Below are 20,576 nucleotides of genomic sequence, written 5' to 3' on the forward strand. Positions count from 1 at the left end.
GCCCCAACGCGCAGCCACCGGCCCGGCCCTGCACTGCACTGCGCCGCAGGCTCCAGTCACACCCCATGTGCGCATTCGCCCGCCACGTCCACCACATCGCGGCAATCCCCGACCCGCTATCGGGCAACACTGCCGACATGACACCGACCAGGGCTTGACCCGCACGGTATCCTACGGCGATGTCTTCCCCCGCACACGAACTGCTCAGCCGCGTCTTCGGTTACGACGACTTCCGCGGCCCGCAACAGGCCATCGTCGAACACGTTGCTGCCGGCAACGACGCCCTGGTCCTGATGCCCACCGGCGGCGGCAAATCGCTGTGCTACCAGGTGCCAGCGCTGTTGCGCGATGGCATCGGCATCGTGGTTTCGCCGTTGATCGCATTGATGCAGGACCAGGTCGAGGCGCTGCGCCAGCTCGGCGTGCGTGCCGAATTCCTCAATTCCACCCTGGATGCCGAGAACGCGCAGCGCGTCGAACGCGCGCTGCTGTCGGGCGATCTGGATCTGCTCTACGTCGCGCCGGAACGGCTGCTGACCCAGCGCTTCCTGTCGTTGCTGGAACGCAGCCGCATCGCGCTGTTCGCCATCGACGAAGCGCATTGCGTGTCGCAATGGGGCCACGACTTCCGCCCCGAATACCGCCAGCTCACCGTACTGCACGAGCGCTGGCCGCACATCCCGCGCATGGCCTTGACCGCCACCGCCGACCCGCCCACCCAGCGCGAGATCGCCGAGCGCCTGGATCTGGTGGATGCACGCCACTTCGTCAGCTCCTTCGACCGCCCCAACATCCGCTACACCGTGGTGCAGAAGGACAACGCGCGCAAACAGCTGCAGGAATTCCTCACCCGTTATCGCGGCTGTGCCGGCATCGTCTATGCGATGTCGCGGCGCAAGGTCGAAGAAACCGCCCAGCAGTTGTGCGCGCAAGGCTTCAACGCCCTTCCCTACCACGCCGGACTGCCGGCCGAGGTACGCGCGGAAAACCAGCGTCGCTTCCTGCGCGAGGACGGCATCATCATGGCCGCCACCATTGCGTTCGGCATGGGCATCGATAAGCCGGACGTGCGTTTTGTCGCGCATGTGGACCTGCCCAAATCGCTGGAAGGCTACTACCAGGAAACCGGCCGCGCCGGCCGCGATGGCGACCCGGCCGAAGCCTGGCTCTGCTACGGCCTGGGCGATGTGGTGCTGCTCAAGCAGATGATCGAACAGGGCGAAGCGGCCGAGGAGCGCAAGCGGCTGGAGCGCGCCAAGCTCGATCACCTGCTCGGCTACTGCGAATCCATGCAATGCCGCCGCCAGGTGCTGCTGGCCGGCTTCGGCGAGACCTACCCCAAGCCCTGCGGCAATTGCGACAACTGCCTGACGCCTGCTGCCGCCTGGGACGCCACCGTGGCCTCGCAGAAGGCACTCAGTTGCGTGTACCGCAGTGGGCAACGCTTCGGCGTGGGGCATCTGATCGACATCCTGCGCGGCAGCGAGAACGAGCGCATCAAGCAGCTCGGTCACGATCAGCTGAGCACCTATGGCATCGGCCGTGACCTGGACGAACGCACCTGGCGCAGCGTGTTCCGGCAACTGGTTGCGGCCAGCCTGCTGGAGGTCGACAGCGAAGGCCATGGTGGCCTGCGCCTGACCGACGCCAGCCGCCAGGTGCTCAAGGGCGAGCGCCAGGTGATGATGCGGCGCGAGAACCCGGCTGCCGGGCGCGAGCGTAGCGCGCAACGCACCGGCCTGCCGGTGCAGCCGCAGGACCTGGTGCTGTTCAACGCCCTGCGCGGCCTGCGCGCGGAGCTGGCCAAGGAGCAGAACGTGCCGGCCTTTGTGATCTTCCACGACAGCACGCTGCGCAATATCGCCGAACAGCGGCCCACCAGCATCGACGCACTCTCGCGTGTCGGCGGTATCGGCGGCGGCAAACTGGCCCGCTATGGTGCGCAGCTGATCGACATCGTGCGCGAGCAGGGCTGATGCAACAGCGTGTGTCAGCGCCATGCCAGCGTCGACGCAACATCGGTTGGAATCGACAGCGCGCATTCAATCAGCCGTTGCTAGTTTCACAGGGCGAGCTGGCACGCGCTGCCAGTCCCTCTTAGAGTCGAACCGATGAAACGCAGCCTGCTTCTCCTGGCCACTCTATTTACCGTCGGTGGCGCGCTCGCCCAGACCGGCGATGTTAGCGCTGAGCCGGCCAGCGCGCGCTCGCTGGACCTGAGCGTCCCGCAAGCGCCGCTCCAGTACCGCTCCGATCCGGAATACAGCACCGACCCGCCGGGCACGTTTTACGGCGACAAGAGCGGCCCCCGCCCGGCCCTCGCACGGCCAAGCGCTGCCTTGATCGCGGCAGAACGTGCCGAGCAATGTCAGGGCAAGCTGCATGGCGCGGTCGAGACCGGCATGGGCTATTCCAACCGTGGCGGCAACAGCAACTGGCAGGCGGTCAATTTGAACTCCTGCAAGACCTATTACGACGACGACGGAAAAGCGCATCAGATCGGCGTCAGCATCAGCGTCGGCCGCGGCGAAGGCCCGGTCTTCGGCCCACGCTACGCACCCGGCGGCTATGGCCCGGGCCCGTTCGGCTGGTAACCATACGGCTGCGTCTGCGTTGACGGTGGGTTCACTGCCGCATCGCTGAGAATGTGGTCTGCCTTACGAGACGCGCTCATGTCACAGAACAAGGAACGGCCAGTTGTATTCGTCGTCGAAGACGGCGACGGCACCCGACAACTCAGCTGCCTTGTCCTGGAAAGTTACGGCTTTACCTGCCGCAGCGCAGGGTCTGTCGAAGAAGCGCTCGCCCTGATCGAAAGCGACCCGCGTGTCGATGTGCTGTTTTCCGATATCCATTTCCCCGGCGGCCTGACCGGCGTGGATCTTGCGTTGAAGACCGCGCATGCACCGTACAACCTGCCGGTGCTGCTCACCTCCGGCCTGGCGGTGGAGTACGTGGAAGAGATCCTGCCCGACGGGGTGGCTTTCCTGGAAAAGCCCTACACCCCGGAGCAACTGCTCACCGCCATCCGCAGCGTGATGGCAAAGCGCCGCGTGCTCGCCACACCCGGCGTATGACGCACACGGCCGCAACTGGAGGGCGGCCAACACTCCCGATATGAAATGGCGGCCGGCGCGCGATTCGGTGGCAACGGGGATTGATCGCGGCACCGCTCTCCCGAGGCTGCGGCGCACTGTCCACTTGGTGGCCGCAAGGCGCTATCGTGGCGACAAGCGGCGGCCCGCATCACGAGGCGGTGACAACGCTCCTGGCGGCCGATGTACCGCTGCTGCACCTGTCAGCGTTGCGACTTCGCCGGCCGCCGCTGCGGCCTCGCCGACGCCTGCAAGCATGGCGATGTCCAGCGAACCATCCAGGGCACGCGCCCAAAGCGTTAGCAGCGGCCTGAACTGCAGCCAGTTGCAGCCAGCTGGCCCCATCCGTTTCGCGGCGACCTGCCAGAGAGGCGGCGCGGTACAAATCGACTGTGCCCGCTTCCACTGCACTTCCAGCCCTCGCTGCCCCCGTGGCTGCGCGCAGCTCAAGCCGGCACGGCTGTCGGGAACGTCCTGACAGCGTGTCGGCGTGCCCCCGATTTACGTGACGCAAGTCTCACTTAAACTGCAGCCACCGGACGCGAGGCCAGTTGGGCCGCTCAACTCGCGGGGCGCTGAGCACGCCCCTGCCGGAACACTGGTGGTACCGAACTGCGTAGCGCACTGCATTGGGCGCCAGGCGATAGGCGCGTAGACCGCTGCAAAGCGATCGCCGCCCCGGTTGGGTTGCTTGATCGCATGCACGTGTTCCTGCGTGCAAGCGCAGTTGCGCTTGTCGATCGAGACCCGCACGTCGATCGGATGCGGCGAGATACGCCTGGCAATGCGAGCGACATCACTGTGGCAGGCGACGCACGTGGCGGCCGTCACTGGTCGGCTCGCCGATCCAATCGATCTCGCCTACCGGAGGCTCTCATCGATCCGCGCGGTGGCCCAATGCATGACCTGCTCGCGCTTACGTCGCGCTGTTGACTGTCACCGCTCGCAACACCGCAGCAGTTTCCACACATCGCTGCGCAGTTTTGTGACCTCACACAGCGCTGACTGCATCCGTCGCATCGGTTGTATTCGCATCAAATGGCCCGGCGCGCGCAGCTCCCACTGCATCGATGCGTCAAAACCGAGCGACAGCGCTGCTGGCCTTCCATCAAGGCAAAAGCGCATCTGCGCGCAATGCAGCGCATTTCACGCGATCAAGCAGGCCGCTCGCTAGGCTAACGTCAGTGCAGCGCTTCGCTGCAGATGACTTTCGGGAGATTTTCATGGGCGACAACTCGTTTCTAACACCGGCATTCGCCATCTTGGTCATCGGGATCATCGCCGTGGTGTTCTGGCTGGTGACCCGCGCCAAGAAAAAGCGCAACAAGAAGTAAGCGAGCCGGGCGGCAGCCGCAAGCAAGGACACGCTGCACGCGATTGCGTGCGATGCGGCTCGTCAGGTATCGGTCGACCTGCGTCGGCCGCTACTTGAAAAGCTTCAGGATTCCACCTTGCGGCATCGCCAAGCATCGGCACAAGCATGCTGGCGCTGACAGAAGCACATGCACTCCACGCGCACGACCTGACCGACATGGACGATGCACTCGCGTCCGCTGCCTGCACAAGCTGCACCCACACCTAGCAAGATGCGCCTCAGAAACGCTCACCCACCGGCAGATAGCGCCACTGGCCGATCGCCAGCTTGCCCAGCGACACGCGGCCCACGCGTAGCCGACGGATGCTGACCACGTCCAGTCCCACCTCACCGCACATAGAGCGCAGTTGGCCTGGCTGCACGTGCTTGATCGCAAAGCGCAGCCGTTCTTCGTTCTGCCAGCTCACCTTGCACGGCGGCAGGCTGCGCTGCTGATACACCAGACCATGCGCCAGCCGCGCCATGCCATAGGGGCGCAGCTCGCCGCGCACTTCCACCAGATATTCCTGCTCGATCGAGCCTGCATCGACCGTCAGCCTACGCAGTACCCGCCCGTCCTGGCTCAACACCAGCAGGCCGCTGGCATCGTCTTCCAGCGGCAGCGGCGCATTGAGGCGCAGAAAATGCCGTTTGAGCACGCGCACCTCGGCGTTGTCCAGTTCGCTCCGGCTTGCCGGGTTGGCCAGTGCCATCGCAGCGTCGGCAGTCATTCCTGCCGGCTTGTGCAACAGCAAGGTGGCGGGCTCGGCGGGTTCCAGCACCGCATCCGGCGCAAGCGCCACCTGCGCGGCGGTTGCCAGGGCCTGCGGCTCTTCGACCACCACCCCATCCACGCTGACCCAGCCGCCCTCGATGTACTGCTGCGCCTCGCCACGCGAGCAGCCGAACTGCGCGGCAACGCATTTATCGAGACGGATGGGATCGGACATCAGGCAAGCTCAGCATCAGGGCACGGCAGTGTACGTGCTGGCCCACCGAATGCGAGAGGCAGCGGCCTCTTCGGGCACGTACTGCACCGCCGGGCCACACCACCAGAGCGCAGTACGCTACGGCCAGGCCTTGCACCACCGCAACGGCCCCGTCGACCGCTGCTTCTGCCCTGCACCACAACGTGGGAAACTCGGCGCTCACACAGGAGCTCGCAGATGTTCATCAAGTTCGGCACCACCCGAGTCCGCCTCACCCACATCTCGGTCATCAGCGATCCATTCAACGCAGGCGAAAGCTTCGGCTCGTACTGCCACTCCGTACGGGTCGGCCTGATTTCCGGCGAAGAAGTCTTTGCGCGTTTCAACAGCGAGTCCGACGCACAACAGCTGCATGCCAAGGTGCTGGCTGCGCTGGAGGGCTGATACCCGTCCGCAACGCAGCGCGCTCGCCCGGCTGCCGAGGTTTGCCTTGTCACCAGATGCAGTGCGCGCTGCCGACACTGCTCCCAGCTCGCGCACATCGCGCGGCACCGCGGGGCACTGTCGCCCTGCTTGCACGTCGACCTCGGCGTTTGCTGAGGATCCAGCGTCTGCGCAAGGCGAATTTCAGGTGGTGGGCGAACGCAAACCGAAGCGCGCACCAGCGCTTCACGTGCCGCATGACAAGCGCTCTGCAAATGACACGCATCGATCCAGCCAGAGCTTACAAGCACGGCTAACAAATGGCGCATGTGATCGGTCGTCGATGCGGAATCCTGCACACACGATGCGATGACATGCGTATTGCGCCGGTCGTTTCCAGCATCGGCAACATCTGTTTAACGTGCACGCAAAAGCGGCGTTAGCTGCGCTCCCTGGCTCTCGGCAGATCACGATGTCAGGCGCCGATGGACAGCTGTCGGGGAATCTCTTCCGCGCAATGAATCGGCTGTAACTAGTACAGAACGGAAGGCTTTAGCACGTCGGTATCCAGCCGCTAGCTGGGCAAGACGCTTGAGTGGACGCACCCCGCATCCACCGGGCCCTTCAGCTGCACTAACTGGATGCGGTTATGAACGATTACTTGCAACGCCTCAATGTCGGCCGCCGCCTGGGCATGGCCTTCGGCATCTTGATCCTTTTGTCGGGCCTGCTTGTTGCAACCGGCCTGGTCACCATGTCCAACGCCCGTTTCGAGCTGGATACCATCGTCAACAGCAACATGGAGAGGATCCAGCTGTCCTCGGAAATGCTCGACGCCAACACCAATGTGGCGATCGGTCTGCGCGATATCGTCATGGTCGCTGGCGAAGCAGCCAACCGTCGTGCAATGGACATGATCGACAAGAACCGCACACGCTACAAGCAGGCACACGACGCCTTGGCCGCACTGCCCAGCAGCGCGCCCGAAAAACAGGCGCTCGACCTGGTGCAGGAAAAGCGCGACATCTCGGTCAAGCTCAATAACCAGATTCTCCAATACGGCCTCCGCGATCAGAACCAGGAAGCACAGGCGCTGTTGCAAGGCGACGCCGCAAGGGCCATGGATGCCCAGCAGACGGCGATCCGCGAGAACGCTGCACTGGAACGCCGCCTCAGCAAGGATGCCTATGCGGCCGCGGTTGCATCGATGCATCGAGGGAAGATCACCCTGGCCACCGGCGGCATTGCCGCACTGGTCATCAGCGGCCTGCTCGCGTGGCTGATCACACGCAGCCTGACCCAGCCGCTCAGCCAGGCCACACGCACTGCAGAAGCGATCGCGGCCGGCAATCTGCACAACGATGTGCACACCAACGCCAACGATGAAACCGGCCGTCTGCTCAAGGCCATGGACAAGATGCAGCTGCAACTGCGCAACCTGATCGCTGCGCAAACCGACATGGCCAGGCATCACGACAACGGCCAGATCAGCTTCCGCATCGATGCGGCGGCATTCCCGGGCGACTATGGGCGCATGGCCAACGACACCAACCTGCTGGTTGCCTCGCACGTGGCAGTGCAGACCGATCTGGCACGCATCATGGGCCGCTATGCGGTGGGCGAACTCTCCGAAGACATGCAGCCGCTGCCCGGCGAAAAGGCCGTTTTCAGCGACACCATGTCGCAGGTCAAGCTCAACCTGTCGGCGATGAATCACCAGATCAAGCATCTCGCCCAGGCCGCTGCCAATGGCGACTTCAGCGCGCGCGGCGATGCCGAGCGCTTCCAGTTCGACTTCCGCATCATGGTCGAAAGCCTCAACCACCTGATGTCCACGGCCGACGGCAACCTGCAGTCGTTGTCGTCGCTGCTGCAGTCCATCGCCGCGGGGGATCTGACTGCACGCATGAGCGGCGACTTCCGCGGCGTCTTCGCGCAGATGCGCGACGATGCCAATGCCACCGCCAGTCAGTTGGCGCAGATCGTCGGCAACATCCAGCAATCGGCAGTATCGATCAATGCCGCTGCCAGCGAGATCGCGGCCGGCAACCAGGACCTGTCGCAACGTACCGAACAACAGGCGGCCAATCTCGAAGAGACCGCAGCGTCGATGGAAGAACTCACATCCACCGTCAGGCAGAACGCCGAGGGTGCGCGCCAGGCCAATCAGCTGGCGATCGGTGCCGCGCGCGTTGCCTCGCAAGGTGGCGACGTCGTGGGCAAGGTCGTCGAGACCATGAGCGGTATCGAAGCCTCATCCAGGAAGATCGCCGACATCATCAGCGTCATCGATGGCATCGCGTTCCAGACCAACATCCTCGCGTTGAACGCTGCGGTGGAAGCTGCACGTGCAGGCGAACAGGGCCGTGGCTTTGCCGTGGTCGCCTCCGAAGTGCGCACGCTCGCGCAGCGCTCCTCCGGTGCGGCCAAGCAGATCAAGGACCTCATCGACGACTCGGTGCAGCGGGTAGCCGACGGCTCGGCGTTGGTGCGCAGTGCCGGCAAGACCATGGACGAGGTGGTTGCGAGCGTGCAACGCGTCACCGACATCATGGGCGAGATCTCCGCGGCATCGCAGGAGCAATCGGCCGGCATCGAGCAGGTCAACCAGACCATCACCCATATGGACGAGGCCACGCAGCAAAATGCAGCGCTGGTGGAAGAGGCAACGGCAGCCGCACGTTCGATGGAGGAACAGGCAGTGCAACTCACCGACGCGGTGGCGATCTTCAAGATCGATGCACGACAGGCAAGGCAGGCCGACCACCGAGCGGCGGCACCGGTCGCTCATCTGCTGAACAAGGTCCGCAGCGCCTGAGCGAGCGGCAGGCACTGCGCCGTTGACCAGATCGTGGGTGCGGGCATGCTGATGCGACAGAGCAGATGTACCCGCAGCCATTGACACTTTGCACACCAAGAAAGCGCCCTTGCGGGCGCTTTCTTGGTCTAACCCGCATGCTCCACCGGCATCCGACGCACTCATCCCGGGCATCCGTCACGCGCGGTTAGTGCGCAGAAAAAACATTAGAAAACAAGTATTTGAACCACTAAAGAGTGCTTGCTTCCAGCGCCACGCCTGGTTACCCTGCGCCGGTCGAAAGAGAGCAGGCCGGATGGTAGCCCGGCCACCGTCTGCAGCGCAGGCGGCATCTTAGCCATCGGTACCCACGACATCCGCAGCCGGCGCCGCCGGCACTGCAGGTGTGTCCGTGGGCGCTTTCGTCACTGCGCGACACGCCTTCTCAATCAGGAAGGATCACCCGTGAACACCAGCAACGACAATCGCGCTCCGCAGCGTCCACTCAACGGCGCGCATGCCCCGGTGCAGGCTTGCGCTTTCGCAACGGACGCAGGCGATGGCCGGCACGGCGATGCCTTCTCGCACTGGCGACAAGGCCATCTCGACGCACGCGTGATCTGGCGGCGGCAGCTCATGCTCCAGGACGGCACGTCGGTGCTGTTGGCGGCTTGGCAGATACCGCATTCGCAGCGCTGGGAGTGGGAAGCCATCGACCCGCTGCAGGATCGCCACCTGTCCGGCGGCAGCTGCGCATCGTCGCTGGCGGCAATGCGCGCTGCCGATGCCTGGCCGGCACTGTGCCGTGTCGAGGTTGCAGTGCTCGCCTGACAGCGCGCAGCGCACACCGCACGTCTGTCCCGACGCGGCGCCGTGACGGTGCGCACTGCGCAGTCCGCCCACCGCAGCTAGCGCGTGTAGGGACCGGGGCGATAGCATTCCATCAGCGACTGCGGAGACAGCGGCGGCGTGAAGCCCTGGCGCGCATGAAGACCATGCGCATCGCTGGTGGCCAGGCTTAAACGGCGCAGCCCCTGCAGATTGGGATGCACCGTGACCGCATCAATCACTACCTTGCCATCGCCCTTGCCCTGGTGCTCTGGCAACACGAACATATCGCCCAGGTAGGCAAAGGTTGCTTAGTCGCAAAACCACTCCCGCAAACGCGACCTGCTCACCCTTCAGAAACCTGCCCAGGCACAGCGCGTTGGCGATGGCGCGCTGTACCAGAGTAAGCGGGATGTCCCTGGCCCAGACGCTGCGCTGCGCCAGGGAGCGATGGATCAGCGCAACATCGAGTTCGGACTGATCGGTGGACACGCGCAGCGGCGACATGGCAACAACTCCGGCACCAATGGGCCTCAGGTGAGCGACTGCGAAGGCAGCAACAACAGTGCGCATAGCACCAGCATGAATCCTGCGATCGCAGCATCCAGCAGACGCCACGCGCGCGGATCGCGAAAGGCCGGCTGCAGCAAACGCGCGCCATAGCCCAGACCAGAAAACCAGGCGATGCTGGCCAGGCACGCCCCCGAAGCGAATGCCCAGCGCAACTGGCCCGGGTAACGCGCGGCCAGACTGCCCAGCAGCAGCATCGTGTCCAGATAGACATGCGGGTTGAGAAAGGTAAATGCCAGGCACGTCAGCATGGCGCGTTGCCAACGCTGGGCGCCGCCTTGCGACGGTGCCAACCCGCTGGTGCCACGCCAGGCCCTGCGTGCAGCCAACGCGCCATATGCCGCGAGAAATGCAGCTCCCGCATAGCGAAGTAGCTGCAGCAAGTCCGGCCACTGCGTCACCAGTACGCCAATCCCGGCCACGCCCAGCACGATCAGCGCGATGTCGCCGAACGCGCAGATCGCCACCACCAGACCGACATGCTGGCGCTGCAGTCCCTGCCGCAGCACGAATGCGTTCTGCGCTCCGATTGCGATGATGAGACCTGCGCTGGCGATGAAACCAGCGATGACGGCTTGAAGGAACACGAATACCTCCCGGATCAGTGGCGCCAATGCTGAGCGCTCCGCCGTAATTAGGAAAACTAAATATTCTGTATGCTGCTTAGAACTTCTAATCCTGCCGAGCGCCATGGATCTTCTGCATCCGCAACTGGCTGCATTCGCTGCCGTTCTCGAGGAAGGCAGCTTCGATACCGCTGCGCAACGGCTGTCGGTGACGCCGTCGGCGATTTCGCAACGGGTCAAGGCGCTGGAAGACCGGCTCGGTCAGGTGCTGGTGATCCGGAAAGCCCCTTGCCGCCCCACTCCCGCCGGCGAGCGCCTGCTACGCAGGGTGAAGCCGATGCAGGTGCTGGAATCCGAAGCGATCGCCGACTTCCTTCCCGGCGACAGCAGCGTTGGGCACCTACGTACCCTTTCCATCGCGGTCAACGACGATTCGCTGCAGACCTGGTTGCTGGCGGCGCTGTCTGCCTTGCATCAGGCACACGGGTTTCTCTTCGATGTGCAGATGGACGACCAGGACCATACTCTTGAGTTACTGCGTGCGGGCAGCGTGCTGGGCGCAGTCACCTCAGAGCGCAAGCCGTTGCAGGGCTGCAATGTGCATGCGCTGGGCGTGATGCGTTATCACGCCATCGCGTCGGCTGCCTTTGTCCAGACGCACTTCAAGGACGGCTTCACTGCCGCTTCGCTGGGCCACGCGCCCATGCTGGTATTCAATCGCAAGGACGCGCTGCAGGCGCGTTTCGTCAAACGCATTACCCGCACGCAACTGGCTCCACCGACACATTACCTGCCCACCTCGACCGGTTTCGTCGAAGCTGCTGCGCGCGGACTCGGATGGTGTCTGGCGCCGGAGTCGATGGTGACGCCAGCCGCTCGCAGCAAGCAGGTCGTCATCGTCGACCCAACCCGCTGGCTCGATGTTCCGTTGTACTGGCAATACGCCGCAGTGGGCTCGAGCGCTCTGCAGCAACTCAGTCAGGCGCTACGCGAGGCAGCCGCGACGAGTTTGCGTGGAGGCAGAAGCTTCGCAGCGGCATGAGCATGCGCCGTGCACGAGGTATTGAAGTCGGCCGACACGCTTCAGTGGCCTCCGGTCCGAAATCCGGCCAGCCTGTACTCGCTCGTTGCAGCAACGCAATGCGTTTCGATGACCCCACGAATGAAGAGACTTGTGCAAACCCCGCCCCTGCCGGCGCTTCTGTGCAGGTCAGCACTGCACCGCCCTCACGAAGATATGGGCGTGTTGCGCGCATCAAGAGCTCCTGCAACCGGAAACGACACTGTCCCGCCAGGATCGGACGTCCATTGCGGCCAGATCTGAAACACCCGCGTGTCTAAACGCCCAGCGTGGCTTGTGGCAACGCCTCTTCGATACGCGACCTTGCTGTGTCGTCCTGATATTCGGCCATTGCGGTTATGTTCCTGACCCGCATCGCACCCTCACCGATTGCCGTGAATCGCGCGACCACGGCGACATCCGGATGCGGGCACCCCAGGCTGGCGTCCCTTCCGCGTTGTATCGCGCCTGATGGTTCAGGCAGACATCTCCATGGCTACGAAGTGGCATCGACCAAGGCGGTACATCGACGCCGCCGCGCTAGACAGTGAACGCGCCTGGATCTGGCGCGACCGACCTCGCCTGCGCCAGTAATCGATGCGTTCAAACGGCCTGGCCGACTCGCGCTTGAACCGCGGAAAGCCGCGGCTTCCGATGCCGCCGCCCTCCCCGCGCTGAATGCTGGAACAACCGATTCGATTCGCAACCACACGGTCACCTCGGCGTCTTATCCGCACCGTAGCTTGCCGCCGAAAGTTGCCAACTCCCTACAGTCCACCACTCGAATCGGACCAGACCATGTCTTCCTCATCGCGCAAGATCCCTCTCGTGGTTTTCGGAATCATCGTTTCCTCCACCTTGATCACCACTGCCTCCGCAAAGTCGCTGCATGTCGTCTCCCGCACCGAGCAGATGACATCGTTCACCCACACCGGACCGAGCAGGACCGAGGTGTTCAATCAGCAATGGGCCGACGGTGCGGCGCAATGCCGCGACGCGTTTCCGCAAACCACCTCGGTGCAGCTCGGTCAGGTCAATACCCGCGCGATCAACGCAAAGACCTTCAAGGTCACCGGCAAGTGGATCTGCAGGGGCTGATCATTGCTGCGGGCAGGGCGGCCCTCACACGGGCATAGGCAGCCCATCGCCAAGGGGCGATGGGCTCCGGCTACGGCAGCGACTTGTCAATCTCGGTGCCGCCACAGGCGTGCTCTGTCAAAGGCGCAACGCCAGCGCATCGACAGCAGCCGTCGAGTTGCGCAAGCGCGCGCATCGTTGAACAGGCACCCGAGTGCATCGGCATCGCGTCCTGCCGGCACTCCAGATCGTCCAGCACCACGCGCCCATCGAGCGCATTAGTCGAGTCAACAACGGCGAAGGCCCCGGCAATTTCCGAGCGCACAAAAAAGGCGCCATCGGCGCCATCTCCATCTGACCTGCTGAATTAAGTGGTGGGCCGTGATGGATTCGAACCATCGACCAAAAGATTAAAAGTCTTCTGCTCTACCGACTGAGCTAACGGCCCACTGACCCGACTGCGCGTCGGGGTCCGCATTCTACCCTACACAGGCGTCAAGACGAAATCGTGTAATGCGTGGGGTCCTGAACGCCGGCATCGGCGAAGCCAGCGGCGCGCAGCCGGCAGGCGTCGCAATGGCCGCAGGCGCGGCCGGCGGCGTCGGCGCGGTAGCAGGACACGGTCAGGCCGAAGTCCACGCCCAGGCGCACGCCTTCGCGCACGATGTCGGCCTTGCTGAGGAACTGCAGCGGCGCGTGCACGCGCAGCCCGGCGCCCTCCACGCCAGCCTTGGTGGCGAGGTTGGCCAGCACTTCGAAGGCGCGTACGAACTCGGGGCGGCAGTCGGGATAGCCGGAGTAATCCACCGCATTGACGCCGCAGAACAGGTCGTTGGCGCCGACCACTTCGGCCCAGCCCAGCGCTAGCGACAGCATGATGGTGTTGCGGGCCGGTACATAGGTGACCGGGATGCCATCGCCGCCTGCGTCCGGCACCTCGATGTCGTCGGTGAGCGCCGAGCCGCCGATGCTGCGCAAATCCACGTCGACCACCTTGTGCGCGACCACGCCCTGCGCTGCGGCAACGCGTGCGGCGGCATCCAGCTCGGAGGTATGACGTTGACCGTAGCGCACGCTCAGCGCGTACACGGCAAAGCCCTGCTCCTGCGCGAGCGCAATGACGGCGGCGGAGTCCATGCCTCCGGACAACAGAACGACAGCTTTTTTCATTTCAGAAAGGCATCGACAACATCAAGACGCAAAGGCTAGCAGGGTCGGCGCCAGGCCGCGACGGCGCCGTCCATTCGGCATGCACATCGGCACGCGAGGTGCCGGCTGTTTGCCGCCCTTAGCGGCCCGGCTCGTCGTCCCAGAGGATCTTGTGCAGCTGCATCTGAAAGCGCACCGGCAGGCGATCGGCGACGATCCAGTCGGCCAGCTCCCGAGGCGTGATCTCGCCCTTGCTGGGCGAAAACCACACCGTGCAACGACGCTCGAGCGCATGCGTCGCGACGATGGCGCGCGACCACTCGTAATCTGCGCGGCTGCAGATCACGAACTTGATCTGGTCGCGTGCGGTCAGCAATGCCAGGTTGTCCCAGCGGTTACGCTGTGCTTCGCCGGAGGCGGGGGTCTTGATGTCGACCACACGCGAGACGCGCGCATCGACCTCGGAGACATCCAGTGCGCCGGAGGTTTCCAGCGAGACATCGAAGCCGGCATCGCAGAGCTTCTGCAGCAGTACCAGGCAGCGCTTTTGCGCCAGCGGCTCACCGCCGGTCACGCAGACGTGCCGCACGCCATGGCTGGTGACTTCGGCCACGATCGCGTCGATGTCATGCCACTGGCCGCCATGGAAGGCGTAGGCGGTGTCGCAGTAGGTGCACCGCAACGGGCAGCCGGTCAGGCGCACGAACACGGTGGGCCAGCCAGCCGCCTCGGCTTCGCCTTGCAGGGACAGGAAAATTTCGGTGATCTTCAATCGCGGCAATGGCGACTGGACGATCTCGCTGGGGACGGCGGCGGCGTTCATGGGCAAAGTATGCGCCGCGCCAACGGGCGGCGGCGCGCGGGCTCAGCGCAGTTGCTGGCCTAGGCGGATGGACTGCAAGCGTTCCTGGGCCACACGTGCTGCATCGGAGCCGGGATACTGCGAGACGACCTGCTGCAAGGTTTGCTGGGCTTCGTTGTTCTTGCCTTCGCCGTACTGCGACAGGCCGAGCTTCAACAGACCGCCAGCGGCCTTGTCATGCGTGGGATAGCGGCTGACGAGATCGCGGAACTGCGCCTCGGCAAGCTGGAAATTGCGTGTGGCGTAATAACTCTCACCCAGCCAATACAGCGCATTGGGGGTGTAGACACCATTGGGATAGAGCTCGAGAAAGCTCAGGAACAGCTGCGACGCGTCGTCGTACTTGCCGTTCTTCAATGCATCGAACGCGACGTTGTAGGCGGTGCGCTCATCGTTGCTGATGGCCAGCGTACCTGCATCACCGTGCACGGACGGCGGCTTCTCGGAAGTGGCCGCCGCTGCAGGCCGCACGGCCGGAGCCGGGGCTGGGGTGACGCTGCCGGTGGCAGAAGGCAGTGGAGGCGTTGCGCCACCTGCACCTTCCAGCCGGTTCAGACGTCCGTCCAGGTCCAGATACTGGTCCTTGGACTGTTGCTTGAGTTGCTCGTTGTCGTGCTGCAGCTGTTCGACGGTCGCACGCAATGCCTGCAGGTCCGAACGCGCCTGCTGCAGCTGATTGAGGAGATCGTTGTTGGCCTGACTGTTAGCCTGCTGCTGCTCGAGCACCGCCACACGATCAGCGAGACTGGCTCGCTGGGCGTATGCCGGCGCGGCGACCACAAGGGCCGCCGCGACGAACAGAGATGTCACTCGAAAGCGCATCGTTTCTTACTGAGCCGTGTACACGATTTCGACGCGGCGGTTCTGCGACCAGCAGCTTTCGCTGGTTTCGGTGCAGACCGGACGCTCTTCACCGTAGCTGACGACGGTCAGCTGGCTGGCCGAACCACCGGCAGCCTGCAGCGACGACGACACAGCGTTGCCGCGGCGCTCGCCCAGGCCCATGTTGTACTCGCGCGAACCGCGCTCGTCAGCATTGCCCTGCAGGGTGATGCGCGAGGAAGGACGGTCGCGCAGGTACTTGGCGTGGCACGCCATGATGGCCTGGAATTCCGGCTTCAGGGAGTCCTGGTCCAGATCGAAGTAGACCACGCGCTGGCGCAGGCAGGCATCGGTATCCAGGTCGCCCGGGCCGTACAGGCCGGAGGTGGACGGGCCGGTGGGAACGGAGGAACCGGCGGTGGTATCGGTTGCGGGAGGCGGAGTTTCCTTCACCTTCTTCGAGCAACCAGCCAGCACGGCAACGGACAGCAGGGAGACAAGCAAGACGCGGGTGGACTTGTTCATGGGATACCTATGGAGGCTCTGGGCCAATGAGTGGTTTAACGCAGCGAAATATTAACATTAATGCGCGGTTCGGTAAGGCCCCCAAGCGGGTTCTCTCACATCACCATCGGCCAGAACCAGACGCTGGCGGACCCGAGCGTCGGCGGATACGGCGTAAAGCACACCCCGGCCACCCTCACGTGCGGCGTACAACACCATGCTGGCGTTGGGCGCGAAGCTCGGCGATTCGTCCAGCGAACCCGGCGACAGCGTGCTCCAGCTAGGCGAACCCAGGCTGCGATCCATCATCGCAATGCGGTAGCTGTTGCCGCTGCCCTGCGCAACAGCAATCTTCTTGCCGTCGAACGAGACACTGGCGGTCGCGTTGTAATTGCCCTGAAAGGTCACCCGGTTGGCGCTGCCGCCGCTGGCAGCCACCTGGTAGATCTGCGGACGGCCGCCACGATCGGAGGTGAAATAGATGCTGCCGCCATCCGGCGCCCAGGTCGGCTCGGTGTCGATGCCGAAGTGGTTGGTCAACTGGGTCAGCTGCTTGCTGCCCAGGTCCATCACGTAGATCTCGGGGTTGCCGCTGCGCGACAGCGCCAGGGCAAGCCGGCGACCGTCCGGCGAGAACGACGGTGCACCGTTGATGCCGCGGAAGCTGGACACCAGCTCACGTGCGCCGGTGGCGATGTCCTGCAGGTAGATCGATGAATTGCCGCGCTCGAAGCTCACATAGGCCAGCTTCTTGCCGTCCGGGCTCCAGTTCGGCGACAGCAAGGGCTCGGCCGAGCGCACGATGGTCTGCGGGTTGTAGCCGTCCGAATCGGCGACCATCAGCGCATAACGCATCGCGCCGCCCTTGCCGCTGGCGGTCACGTAGGCGATCCGGGTCCAGAACGCGCCACGCACGCCGGTGATCTTTTCGTAGATCGCATCGGCCATCTGGTGCGAGACGTCGCGCATCGCATTGGCGCGCGCGGTCATCGCCAGACCGAGCATGCGCTCGCCCTTGGCCACGTCGAACAATTCGTACTCGACGCGGTACGCGCCCTCGCCCGCATCCATCACGCGGCCGACGACGATGTAGTTCTGCTTGAGGGTGCGCCAGGTCTGGAACTGCACCTCCGTGCCGCGGGTCGGCTTTTCGACGATCTGCGCAACTGGCAACGTGCGGAATTGCCCGGAGCGATCCAGGTCGGCACCGACGACGGCCGACACATCCGTCTGCGGCGCGGTGCCCGAGCCTTGGTAGGGCATGGGGACAACGGTGATCGGCGTCGCCGAGGCGCTACCGCCCACGATGTCGATGGTGAGCCCTTGCTGTTGCGCGAGTGCGCTCAGCGGCAACAACAGGGCGGTCAGGGCAGCTAGCCAACGCAGCGGTTTTTTCATGGACGGCTCGGATCGGGCAGGAAAAGTGTGCAAGGGATACCAATCAGCGAGTGAACATACTCGCAATCATGAACGAGACAACGTGAAAATGGGGCGAGCGGTCGAGCGGCCGGGCAACTCGGCCAGGCCCGGAGCCGGTCGGGCGCTGCCCTGCCGCAATCGAAGCCGGCATGGGGAGAGAGCGCATCGCCCGATTGTCATCGGACGCATCGCCCGCCCCGCTGCAGCGCTCGCACGCTGCCGCAGCGCAATCCATCACCGCACTACTGATCCTGCGCAGTGAACACGAAGGTCAGATTGCGCTGGAACACCGACTCGAAGCCGCGATACGGCAATGGCTGTGCGCTCAACACCGCAGCCTCGATCGAACGCTGGCCGGCCTCGTCGTACGGGCAACCCGGCGCGACCTTGGCCTCCATCACGCTGCCACCGGGCAGCTGACGGATGTTGATGGTGCACTTCTGCCCCGGCGGCACCGATGGCGGGCGCACCCACTGCGCCAGCACCTTTTGCTGGATCGCGGCGGCGTACTTGGCCGACAGGTCGGTACTGGTGCCGCCCTGGCCTGCCGTGGGCTGCGCGCTGGTCGCCGCAGCGGCAGAGGCCTGCTGGGCGCGTGCGGCGGCGACCTGGCGCAGCTTCTGTTCGGCCAGCGCGGCTTCCTTGGTGGCCTGTTCGCGCTGCCGGCGGATATCGGCGATCTTCTTCTGGCGCTCGGCGTCTGCAGCCTGCTCGGCAGCAGCCTGCTTCTTCTTGGCGTCTGCTTCTTCCTGCTGCTTGGCCAGGCGCAGCTTCTGCTCGGCCTCTTCCTGGCGCTTGCGCTCGGTCAGGTCGATCTGCTCCTGGCGACGCTTGGCTTCCTGTTCCGCCTTGGCCTTTTCAGCGGAAATGGCCAATGCATCGACCTTGTCCTGGTCGACCTTGTCCGGCTGGGCCACGCGCTCCTGCGCCTGCGCCTGCTGCGGGGTGGGCGCATCCTGCGGGTGCGGCTCGGGAATCGGCTGCGGTGGCGGCACGCTGTCTTCCGGGGCGGGCTCGGGCAACGGTGCCGGCGGCGCTTCCACCGGGGTGGCCTTCAGCGCCTGACGGGCGACACGCGCCTCGGCGGCGGAGACGTCCAGCGAGGCTTCCATGCTCGGGTCGCCCGCGGCCGGTTCGACCGAGCGTTCGGGCGACCACAGCCAGCCGGCAATGAACACCAGCGCGACCAGAATATGCACGACCAAGGCCAGCATGACCGGTCGCAGCCAGCCATCCTCGCGCGCGCCCTGGGTGGGGAGTGCGTCAGCGTGCATCGCTGCCTGCGGTGCCGCCGGAGTCGGAGATCAGGCCGACCTTCTCGACCTTGGCCTGCTTGAGCACGTCGATGGCATCCATGATCTTTTGATACGGCGCGGCGCGATCGCCGGCCACGACCACGCGCGCATCCTTGTCCTGCGCCACGATGGCAGCCAGCTGCGCCTGCAACGCATTGACGTCCATGGCCTGCGGCTTGCCCTTTGGCAGCTGCAAGGCCAGTTGGCCATCGGCCGCGACCACCACCACGATCGGGTCCTGCTTGCTCTCCAGCGCCTTGGCGCGCGAGCTCGGCAGACTGACGTCGGTGCTCAGGGTCAACAGCGGCGCGGTCACCATGAAGATGATCAGCAGCACCAGCATCACGTCGATGTACGGCACGACGTTGATGTCGGATTTGAGCTTGCGCTTCTTGCGGCGGGAAATACCGGAGATCATCGCGAAACGTTCCTAATTAATCCTCGGCGCCGGGCGGCAGCGGAGTCGCGCGGCGCCCGGGTGAGGGACAGCCGCGCATGACGCTGTGCATCGACGCGACTGGCTCGCCCGGCCACGTCCCGCATCAAATCGTGCGGGTGCATGCCGGGAGCGCGCATCACTCGTCCGCGCCAGCCTGGCGCTGCAGGATGGAGCTGAACTCGTCGGCGAAGGTTTCGTAACGCACCGACAGCCGTTCCACACGGGTGGTGAAGCGGTTGTAGGCCCACACCGCCGGAATCGCCACGAACAGGCCGATGGCGGTGGCGAACAGCGCTTCGGAAATACCGGGTGCGACCGCGGCGATACCGGCCTGCTCGCCGCTGCTGACCATGTCGTGCATGGTCACCATGATGCCGAACACGGTGCCGACCAGGCCGACGTACGGCGCGGTGGAACCGATGTTGGCCAGCAATTCGAGATTGCGCTCCAGCTGATCGACCTCACGGGTGAAGGCGGTGCGCATGGCGCGCTGTGCACCTTCGAGCTGCACCCGCGCATCCAGGCGACGGCGATCGCGCAGCCGCGAGAACTCGCGGAACCCGCTTTCGAACATCGATTCCAACCCACCGACGGTGCGGTTGCGGTCGGTCGCCGAGGCGTACAGCTTGGCCAGATCGGCGCCGGACCAGAAGCGGTTTTCGAACTCGTCGGCCTCGCGGTTGGCCTGCTTGAACGCACGCGCCTTGCGGAAAATGATCACCCAGCTGATGAACGAGCCGATCAGCAGCAACAGCACGATGATCTTGACCGGGATGCTGGCCCTCAGGATCAGGTCCACATAGTTGATGCTGCTGTTGTGCGCCGCCGTGGCGGTTTGCGCCGCGGCCGCGGTGACTTCCTGCGGTAGTGCTTCCACTACCGTGTCCTGCAGGGCCAGGAGCAATGCAATCGACATCCGTTCGTTCCTCAGTAATCGGAATCTGGGGTTTCTAGAGCTTTCAACACGTCGTACAGCGCATCGTCCATGCCGCGCGGGCGAAAGTCGCTGGTGCCGAGTGCGGCAATGCGCACCTCGGCAGTCAACAGCACTTCGCCCTCGCGACGGACCGACTGCGCAAACAGCAGGCTGGCCCGCCTGCATTTCAGCAGGACCGCCGACACTGACAGCGCGTCGTCGAGCCGGGCCGGCTTGAGGAAATCCAGTTGCATCGAGCGGACCGCAAACACCAGACCGTGGTCCTGGCGCATCAGATCCTGCCCGTAGCCGGCCGCGCGCATCCACTCTGTGCGCGCGCGCTCCATGAAGGCAACGTAGCGCGCGTGGTAGACCACCCCGCCGGCGTCGGTATCTTCCCAGTACACGCGTGTCGGCCAACTGAATACAGGCGGGGATTCGGGATTCGGGAATCGTGATTCGGTGGTCATG

Annotated in this window: 20 protein-coding genes, 1 tRNA gene and 1 pseudogene; 9 read left to right on the top strand and 13 right to left on the bottom strand. The window is 64.5% G+C overall.

The genetic code is table 11. The features are described 5' to 3' along the window. Nucleotides 1-179 precede the first annotated feature (179 nt). From recQ to FHY18_RS05455, 4 genes are all read left to right on the top strand, one after another. The gene (gene recQ, locus FHY18_RS05440) at nt 180-1,976 is read left to right on the top strand and encodes a DNA helicase RecQ (RefSeq protein WP_259152221.1); all 1,797 of its coding nucleotides are present in this window, start codon (nt 180-182) and stop codon (nt 1,974-1,976) included. Nucleotides 1,977-2,111: 135 nt separating this feature from the next. Then, nucleotides 2,112-2,594 (top strand): hypothetical protein, encoded by a 483-nt coding sequence (locus FHY18_RS05445; protein WP_259152223.1) that lies wholly within the window; start codon nt 2,112-2,114, stop codon nt 2,592-2,594. Nucleotides 2,595-2,672: 78 nt separating this feature from the next. Continuing rightward, nucleotides 2,673-3,077: a response regulator gene (locus FHY18_RS05450; protein ID WP_259152224.1), complete on the top strand. Its 405-nt coding sequence runs from the start codon at nt 2,673-2,675 to the stop codon at nt 3,075-3,077. A 751-nt stretch (nt 3,078-3,828) separates the two neighbouring features. Beyond that, nucleotides 3,829-4,269 (top strand): hypothetical protein, encoded by a 441-nt coding sequence (locus FHY18_RS05455; RefSeq protein ID WP_259152226.1) that lies wholly within the window; start codon nt 3,829-3,831, stop codon nt 4,267-4,269. A 419-nt stretch (nt 4,270-4,688) separates the two neighbouring features. Here the strand turns inward: FHY18_RS05455 and FHY18_RS05460 are convergent, their stop codons facing one another. After that, a complete protein-coding gene (locus FHY18_RS05460) occupies nt 4,689-5,399 on the bottom strand; it encodes an rRNA pseudouridine synthase (RefSeq protein ID WP_259152227.1) in 711 nt (236 codons plus the stop codon). A 216-nt stretch (nt 5,400-5,615) separates the two neighbouring features. On the opposite strand from FHY18_RS05460, the gene FHY18_RS05465 reads away from it, so the two are divergent. From FHY18_RS05465 to FHY18_RS05475, 3 genes are all read left to right on the top strand, one after another. Then, a complete protein-coding gene (locus FHY18_RS05465) occupies nt 5,616-5,822 on the top strand; it encodes a hypothetical protein (protein WP_259152228.1) in 207 nt (68 codons plus the stop codon). 628 nt (nt 5,823-6,450) lie between these two features. Continuing rightward, nucleotides 6,451-8,619, top strand: a complete 2,169-nt coding sequence (locus FHY18_RS05470; protein ID WP_259152229.1) for a methyl-accepting chemotaxis protein — start codon at nt 6,451-6,453, stop codon at nt 8,617-8,619. 444 nt (nt 8,620-9,063) lie between these two features. Further along, nucleotides 9,064-9,429: a hypothetical protein gene (locus tag FHY18_RS05475; RefSeq protein ID WP_259152231.1), complete on the top strand. Its 366-nt coding sequence runs from the start codon at nt 9,064-9,066 to the stop codon at nt 9,427-9,429. Between the two features lie 77 nt (nt 9,430-9,506). Here FHY18_RS05475 and FHY18_RS05480 read toward each other — a convergent pair. Together FHY18_RS05480 and FHY18_RS05485 are read right to left on the bottom strand one after the other, a co-directional pair. After that, nucleotides 9,507-9,933: pseudogene (locus tag FHY18_RS05480) on the bottom strand (GNAT family N-acetyltransferase). A 26-nt stretch (nt 9,934-9,959) separates the two neighbouring features. Continuing rightward, nucleotides 9,960-10,583, bottom strand: a complete 624-nt coding sequence (locus FHY18_RS05485; RefSeq protein ID WP_259152233.1) for a LysE/ArgO family amino acid transporter — start codon at nt 10,581-10,583, stop codon at nt 9,960-9,962. A 103-nt stretch (nt 10,584-10,686) separates the two neighbouring features. Here FHY18_RS05485 and FHY18_RS05490 point away from each other — a divergent pair, with 103 nt between their 5' ends. Beyond that, nucleotides 10,687-11,604, top strand: coding sequence for a LysR family transcriptional regulator ArgP (locus FHY18_RS05490; RefSeq protein ID WP_259152235.1), 918 nt, complete (start codon nt 10,687-10,689; stop codon nt 11,602-11,604). Between the two features lie 846 nt (nt 11,605-12,450). Continuing rightward, a complete protein-coding gene (locus FHY18_RS05495; RefSeq protein ID WP_259152237.1) occupies nt 12,451-12,720 on the top strand; it encodes a hypothetical protein in 270 nt (89 codons plus the stop codon). Between the two features lie 351 nt (nt 12,721-13,071). Here FHY18_RS05495 and FHY18_RS05500 read toward each other — a convergent pair. From FHY18_RS05500 to ybgC, 10 genes are all read right to left on the bottom strand, one after another. Next, a tRNA-Lys gene (locus FHY18_RS05500) sits at nt 13,072-13,147 on the bottom strand. A gap of 47 nt (nt 13,148-13,194) precedes the next feature. Next, nucleotides 13,195-13,869 (bottom strand): 7-cyano-7-deazaguanine synthase QueC, encoded by a 675-nt coding sequence (gene queC, locus FHY18_RS05505; protein ID WP_259152238.1) that lies wholly within the window; start codon nt 13,867-13,869, stop codon nt 13,195-13,197. A 118-nt stretch (nt 13,870-13,987) separates the two neighbouring features. Then, the gene (gene queE / locus FHY18_RS05510) at nt 13,988-14,671 is read right to left on the bottom strand and encodes a 7-carboxy-7-deazaguanine synthase QueE (protein ID WP_259152239.1); all 684 of its coding nucleotides are present in this window, start codon (nt 14,669-14,671) and stop codon (nt 13,988-13,990) included. Between the two features lie 42 nt (nt 14,672-14,713). After that, on the bottom strand, nt 14,714-15,532 hold the full coding sequence (ybgF, locus tag FHY18_RS05515) for a tol-pal system protein YbgF (RefSeq protein ID WP_259152240.1): 819 nt from the start codon (nt 15,530-15,532) through the stop codon (nt 14,714-14,716). A gap of 6 nt (nt 15,533-15,538) precedes the next feature. Further along, nucleotides 15,539-16,057: a peptidoglycan-associated lipoprotein Pal gene (gene pal, locus FHY18_RS05520; RefSeq protein WP_016904129.1), complete on the bottom strand. Its 519-nt coding sequence runs from the start codon at nt 16,055-16,057 to the stop codon at nt 15,539-15,541. Between the two features lie 57 nt (nt 16,058-16,114). Continuing rightward, nucleotides 16,115-17,434: a Tol-Pal system beta propeller repeat protein TolB gene (tolB, locus tag FHY18_RS05525; RefSeq protein WP_039423448.1), complete on the bottom strand. Its 1,320-nt coding sequence runs from the start codon at nt 17,432-17,434 to the stop codon at nt 16,115-16,117. A gap of 263 nt (nt 17,435-17,697) precedes the next feature. Continuing rightward, nucleotides 17,698-18,729, bottom strand: a complete 1,032-nt coding sequence (gene tolA, locus FHY18_RS05530) for a cell envelope integrity protein TolA (RefSeq protein ID WP_259152255.1) — start codon at nt 18,727-18,729, stop codon at nt 17,698-17,700. Next, a complete protein-coding gene (gene tolR, locus FHY18_RS05535; RefSeq protein ID WP_005996094.1) occupies nt 18,719-19,168 on the bottom strand; it encodes a protein TolR in 450 nt (149 codons plus the stop codon). Before tolR ends, tolA begins: the two co-directional genes overlap by 11 nt. 157 nt (nt 19,169-19,325) lie before the next feature. After that, nucleotides 19,326-20,105 carry a protein TolQ gene (gene tolQ / locus FHY18_RS05540; protein ID WP_005996093.1) on the bottom strand — a complete coding sequence of 260 codons (780 nt, stop codon included), beginning with the start codon at nt 20,103-20,105 and terminating at the stop codon, nt 19,326-19,328. An 11-nt stretch (nt 20,106-20,116) separates the two neighbouring features. Then, on the bottom strand, nt 20,117-20,575 hold the full coding sequence (gene ybgC, locus FHY18_RS05545) for a tol-pal system-associated acyl-CoA thioesterase (protein WP_259152557.1): 459 nt from the start codon (nt 20,573-20,575) through the stop codon (nt 20,117-20,119). Nucleotide 20,576: the final 1 nt, after the last annotated feature.

This window comes from Xanthomonas sp. 3793 (assembly GCF_024806835.1).
GTDB classification, from domain to species: Bacteria; Pseudomonadota; Gammaproteobacteria; order Xanthomonadales; family Xanthomonadaceae; genus Xanthomonas; species Xanthomonas arboricola_F.

Bases quoted from the DNA above. Each gene is read 5' to 3' on its own strand.
- FHY18_RS05490 (WP_259152235.1), top strand. From the start codon at position 10,687: ATGGATCTTCTGCATCCGCAACTGGCTGCATTCGCTGCCGTTCTCGAG.
- ybgC (WP_259152557.1), bottom strand. From the start codon at position 20,575: ATGACCACCGAATCACGATTCCCGAATCCCGAATCCCCGCCTGTATTC.
- tolB (WP_039423448.1), bottom strand. From the start codon at position 17,434: ATGAAAAAACCGCTGCGTTGGCTAGCTGCCCTGACCGCCCTGTTGTTG.
- recQ (WP_259152221.1), top strand. From the start codon at position 180: ATGTCTTCCCCCGCACACGAACTGCTCAGCCGCGTCTTCGGTTACGAC.
- pal (WP_016904129.1), bottom strand. From the start codon at position 16,057: ATGAACAAGTCCACCCGCGTCTTGCTTGTCTCCCTGCTGTCCGTTGCC.
- tolR (WP_005996094.1), bottom strand. From the start codon at position 19,168: ATGATCTCCGGTATTTCCCGCCGCAAGAAGCGCAAGCTCAAATCCGAC.
- queC (WP_259152238.1), bottom strand. From the start codon at position 13,869: ATGAAAAAAGCTGTCGTTCTGTTGTCCGGAGGCATGGACTCCGCCGCC.
- FHY18_RS05445 (WP_259152223.1), top strand. From the start codon at position 2,112: ATGAAACGCAGCCTGCTTCTCCTGGCCACTCTATTTACCGTCGGTGGC.
- queE (WP_259152239.1), bottom strand. From the start codon at position 14,671: ATGAACGCCGCCGCCGTCCCCAGCGAGATCGTCCAGTCGCCATTGCCG.
- tolQ (WP_005996093.1), bottom strand. From the start codon at position 20,105: ATGTCGATTGCATTGCTCCTGGCCCTGCAGGACACGGTAGTGGAAGCA.
- FHY18_RS05460 (WP_259152227.1), bottom strand. From the start codon at position 5,399: ATGTCCGATCCCATCCGTCTCGATAAATGCGTTGCCGCGCAGTTCGGC.
- FHY18_RS05465 (WP_259152228.1), top strand. From the start codon at position 5,616: ATGTTCATCAAGTTCGGCACCACCCGAGTCCGCCTCACCCACATCTCG.
- ybgF (WP_259152240.1), bottom strand. From the start codon at position 15,532: ATGCGCTTTCGAGTGACATCTCTGTTCGTCGCGGCGGCCCTTGTGGTC.
- tolA (WP_259152255.1), bottom strand. From the start codon at position 18,729: ATGCACGCTGACGCACTCCCCACCCAGGGCGCGCGCGAGGATGGCTGG.
- FHY18_RS05470 (WP_259152229.1), top strand. From the start codon at position 6,451: ATGAACGATTACTTGCAACGCCTCAATGTCGGCCGCCGCCTGGGCATG.
- FHY18_RS05450 (WP_259152224.1), top strand. From the start codon at position 2,673: ATGTCACAGAACAAGGAACGGCCAGTTGTATTCGTCGTCGAAGACGGC.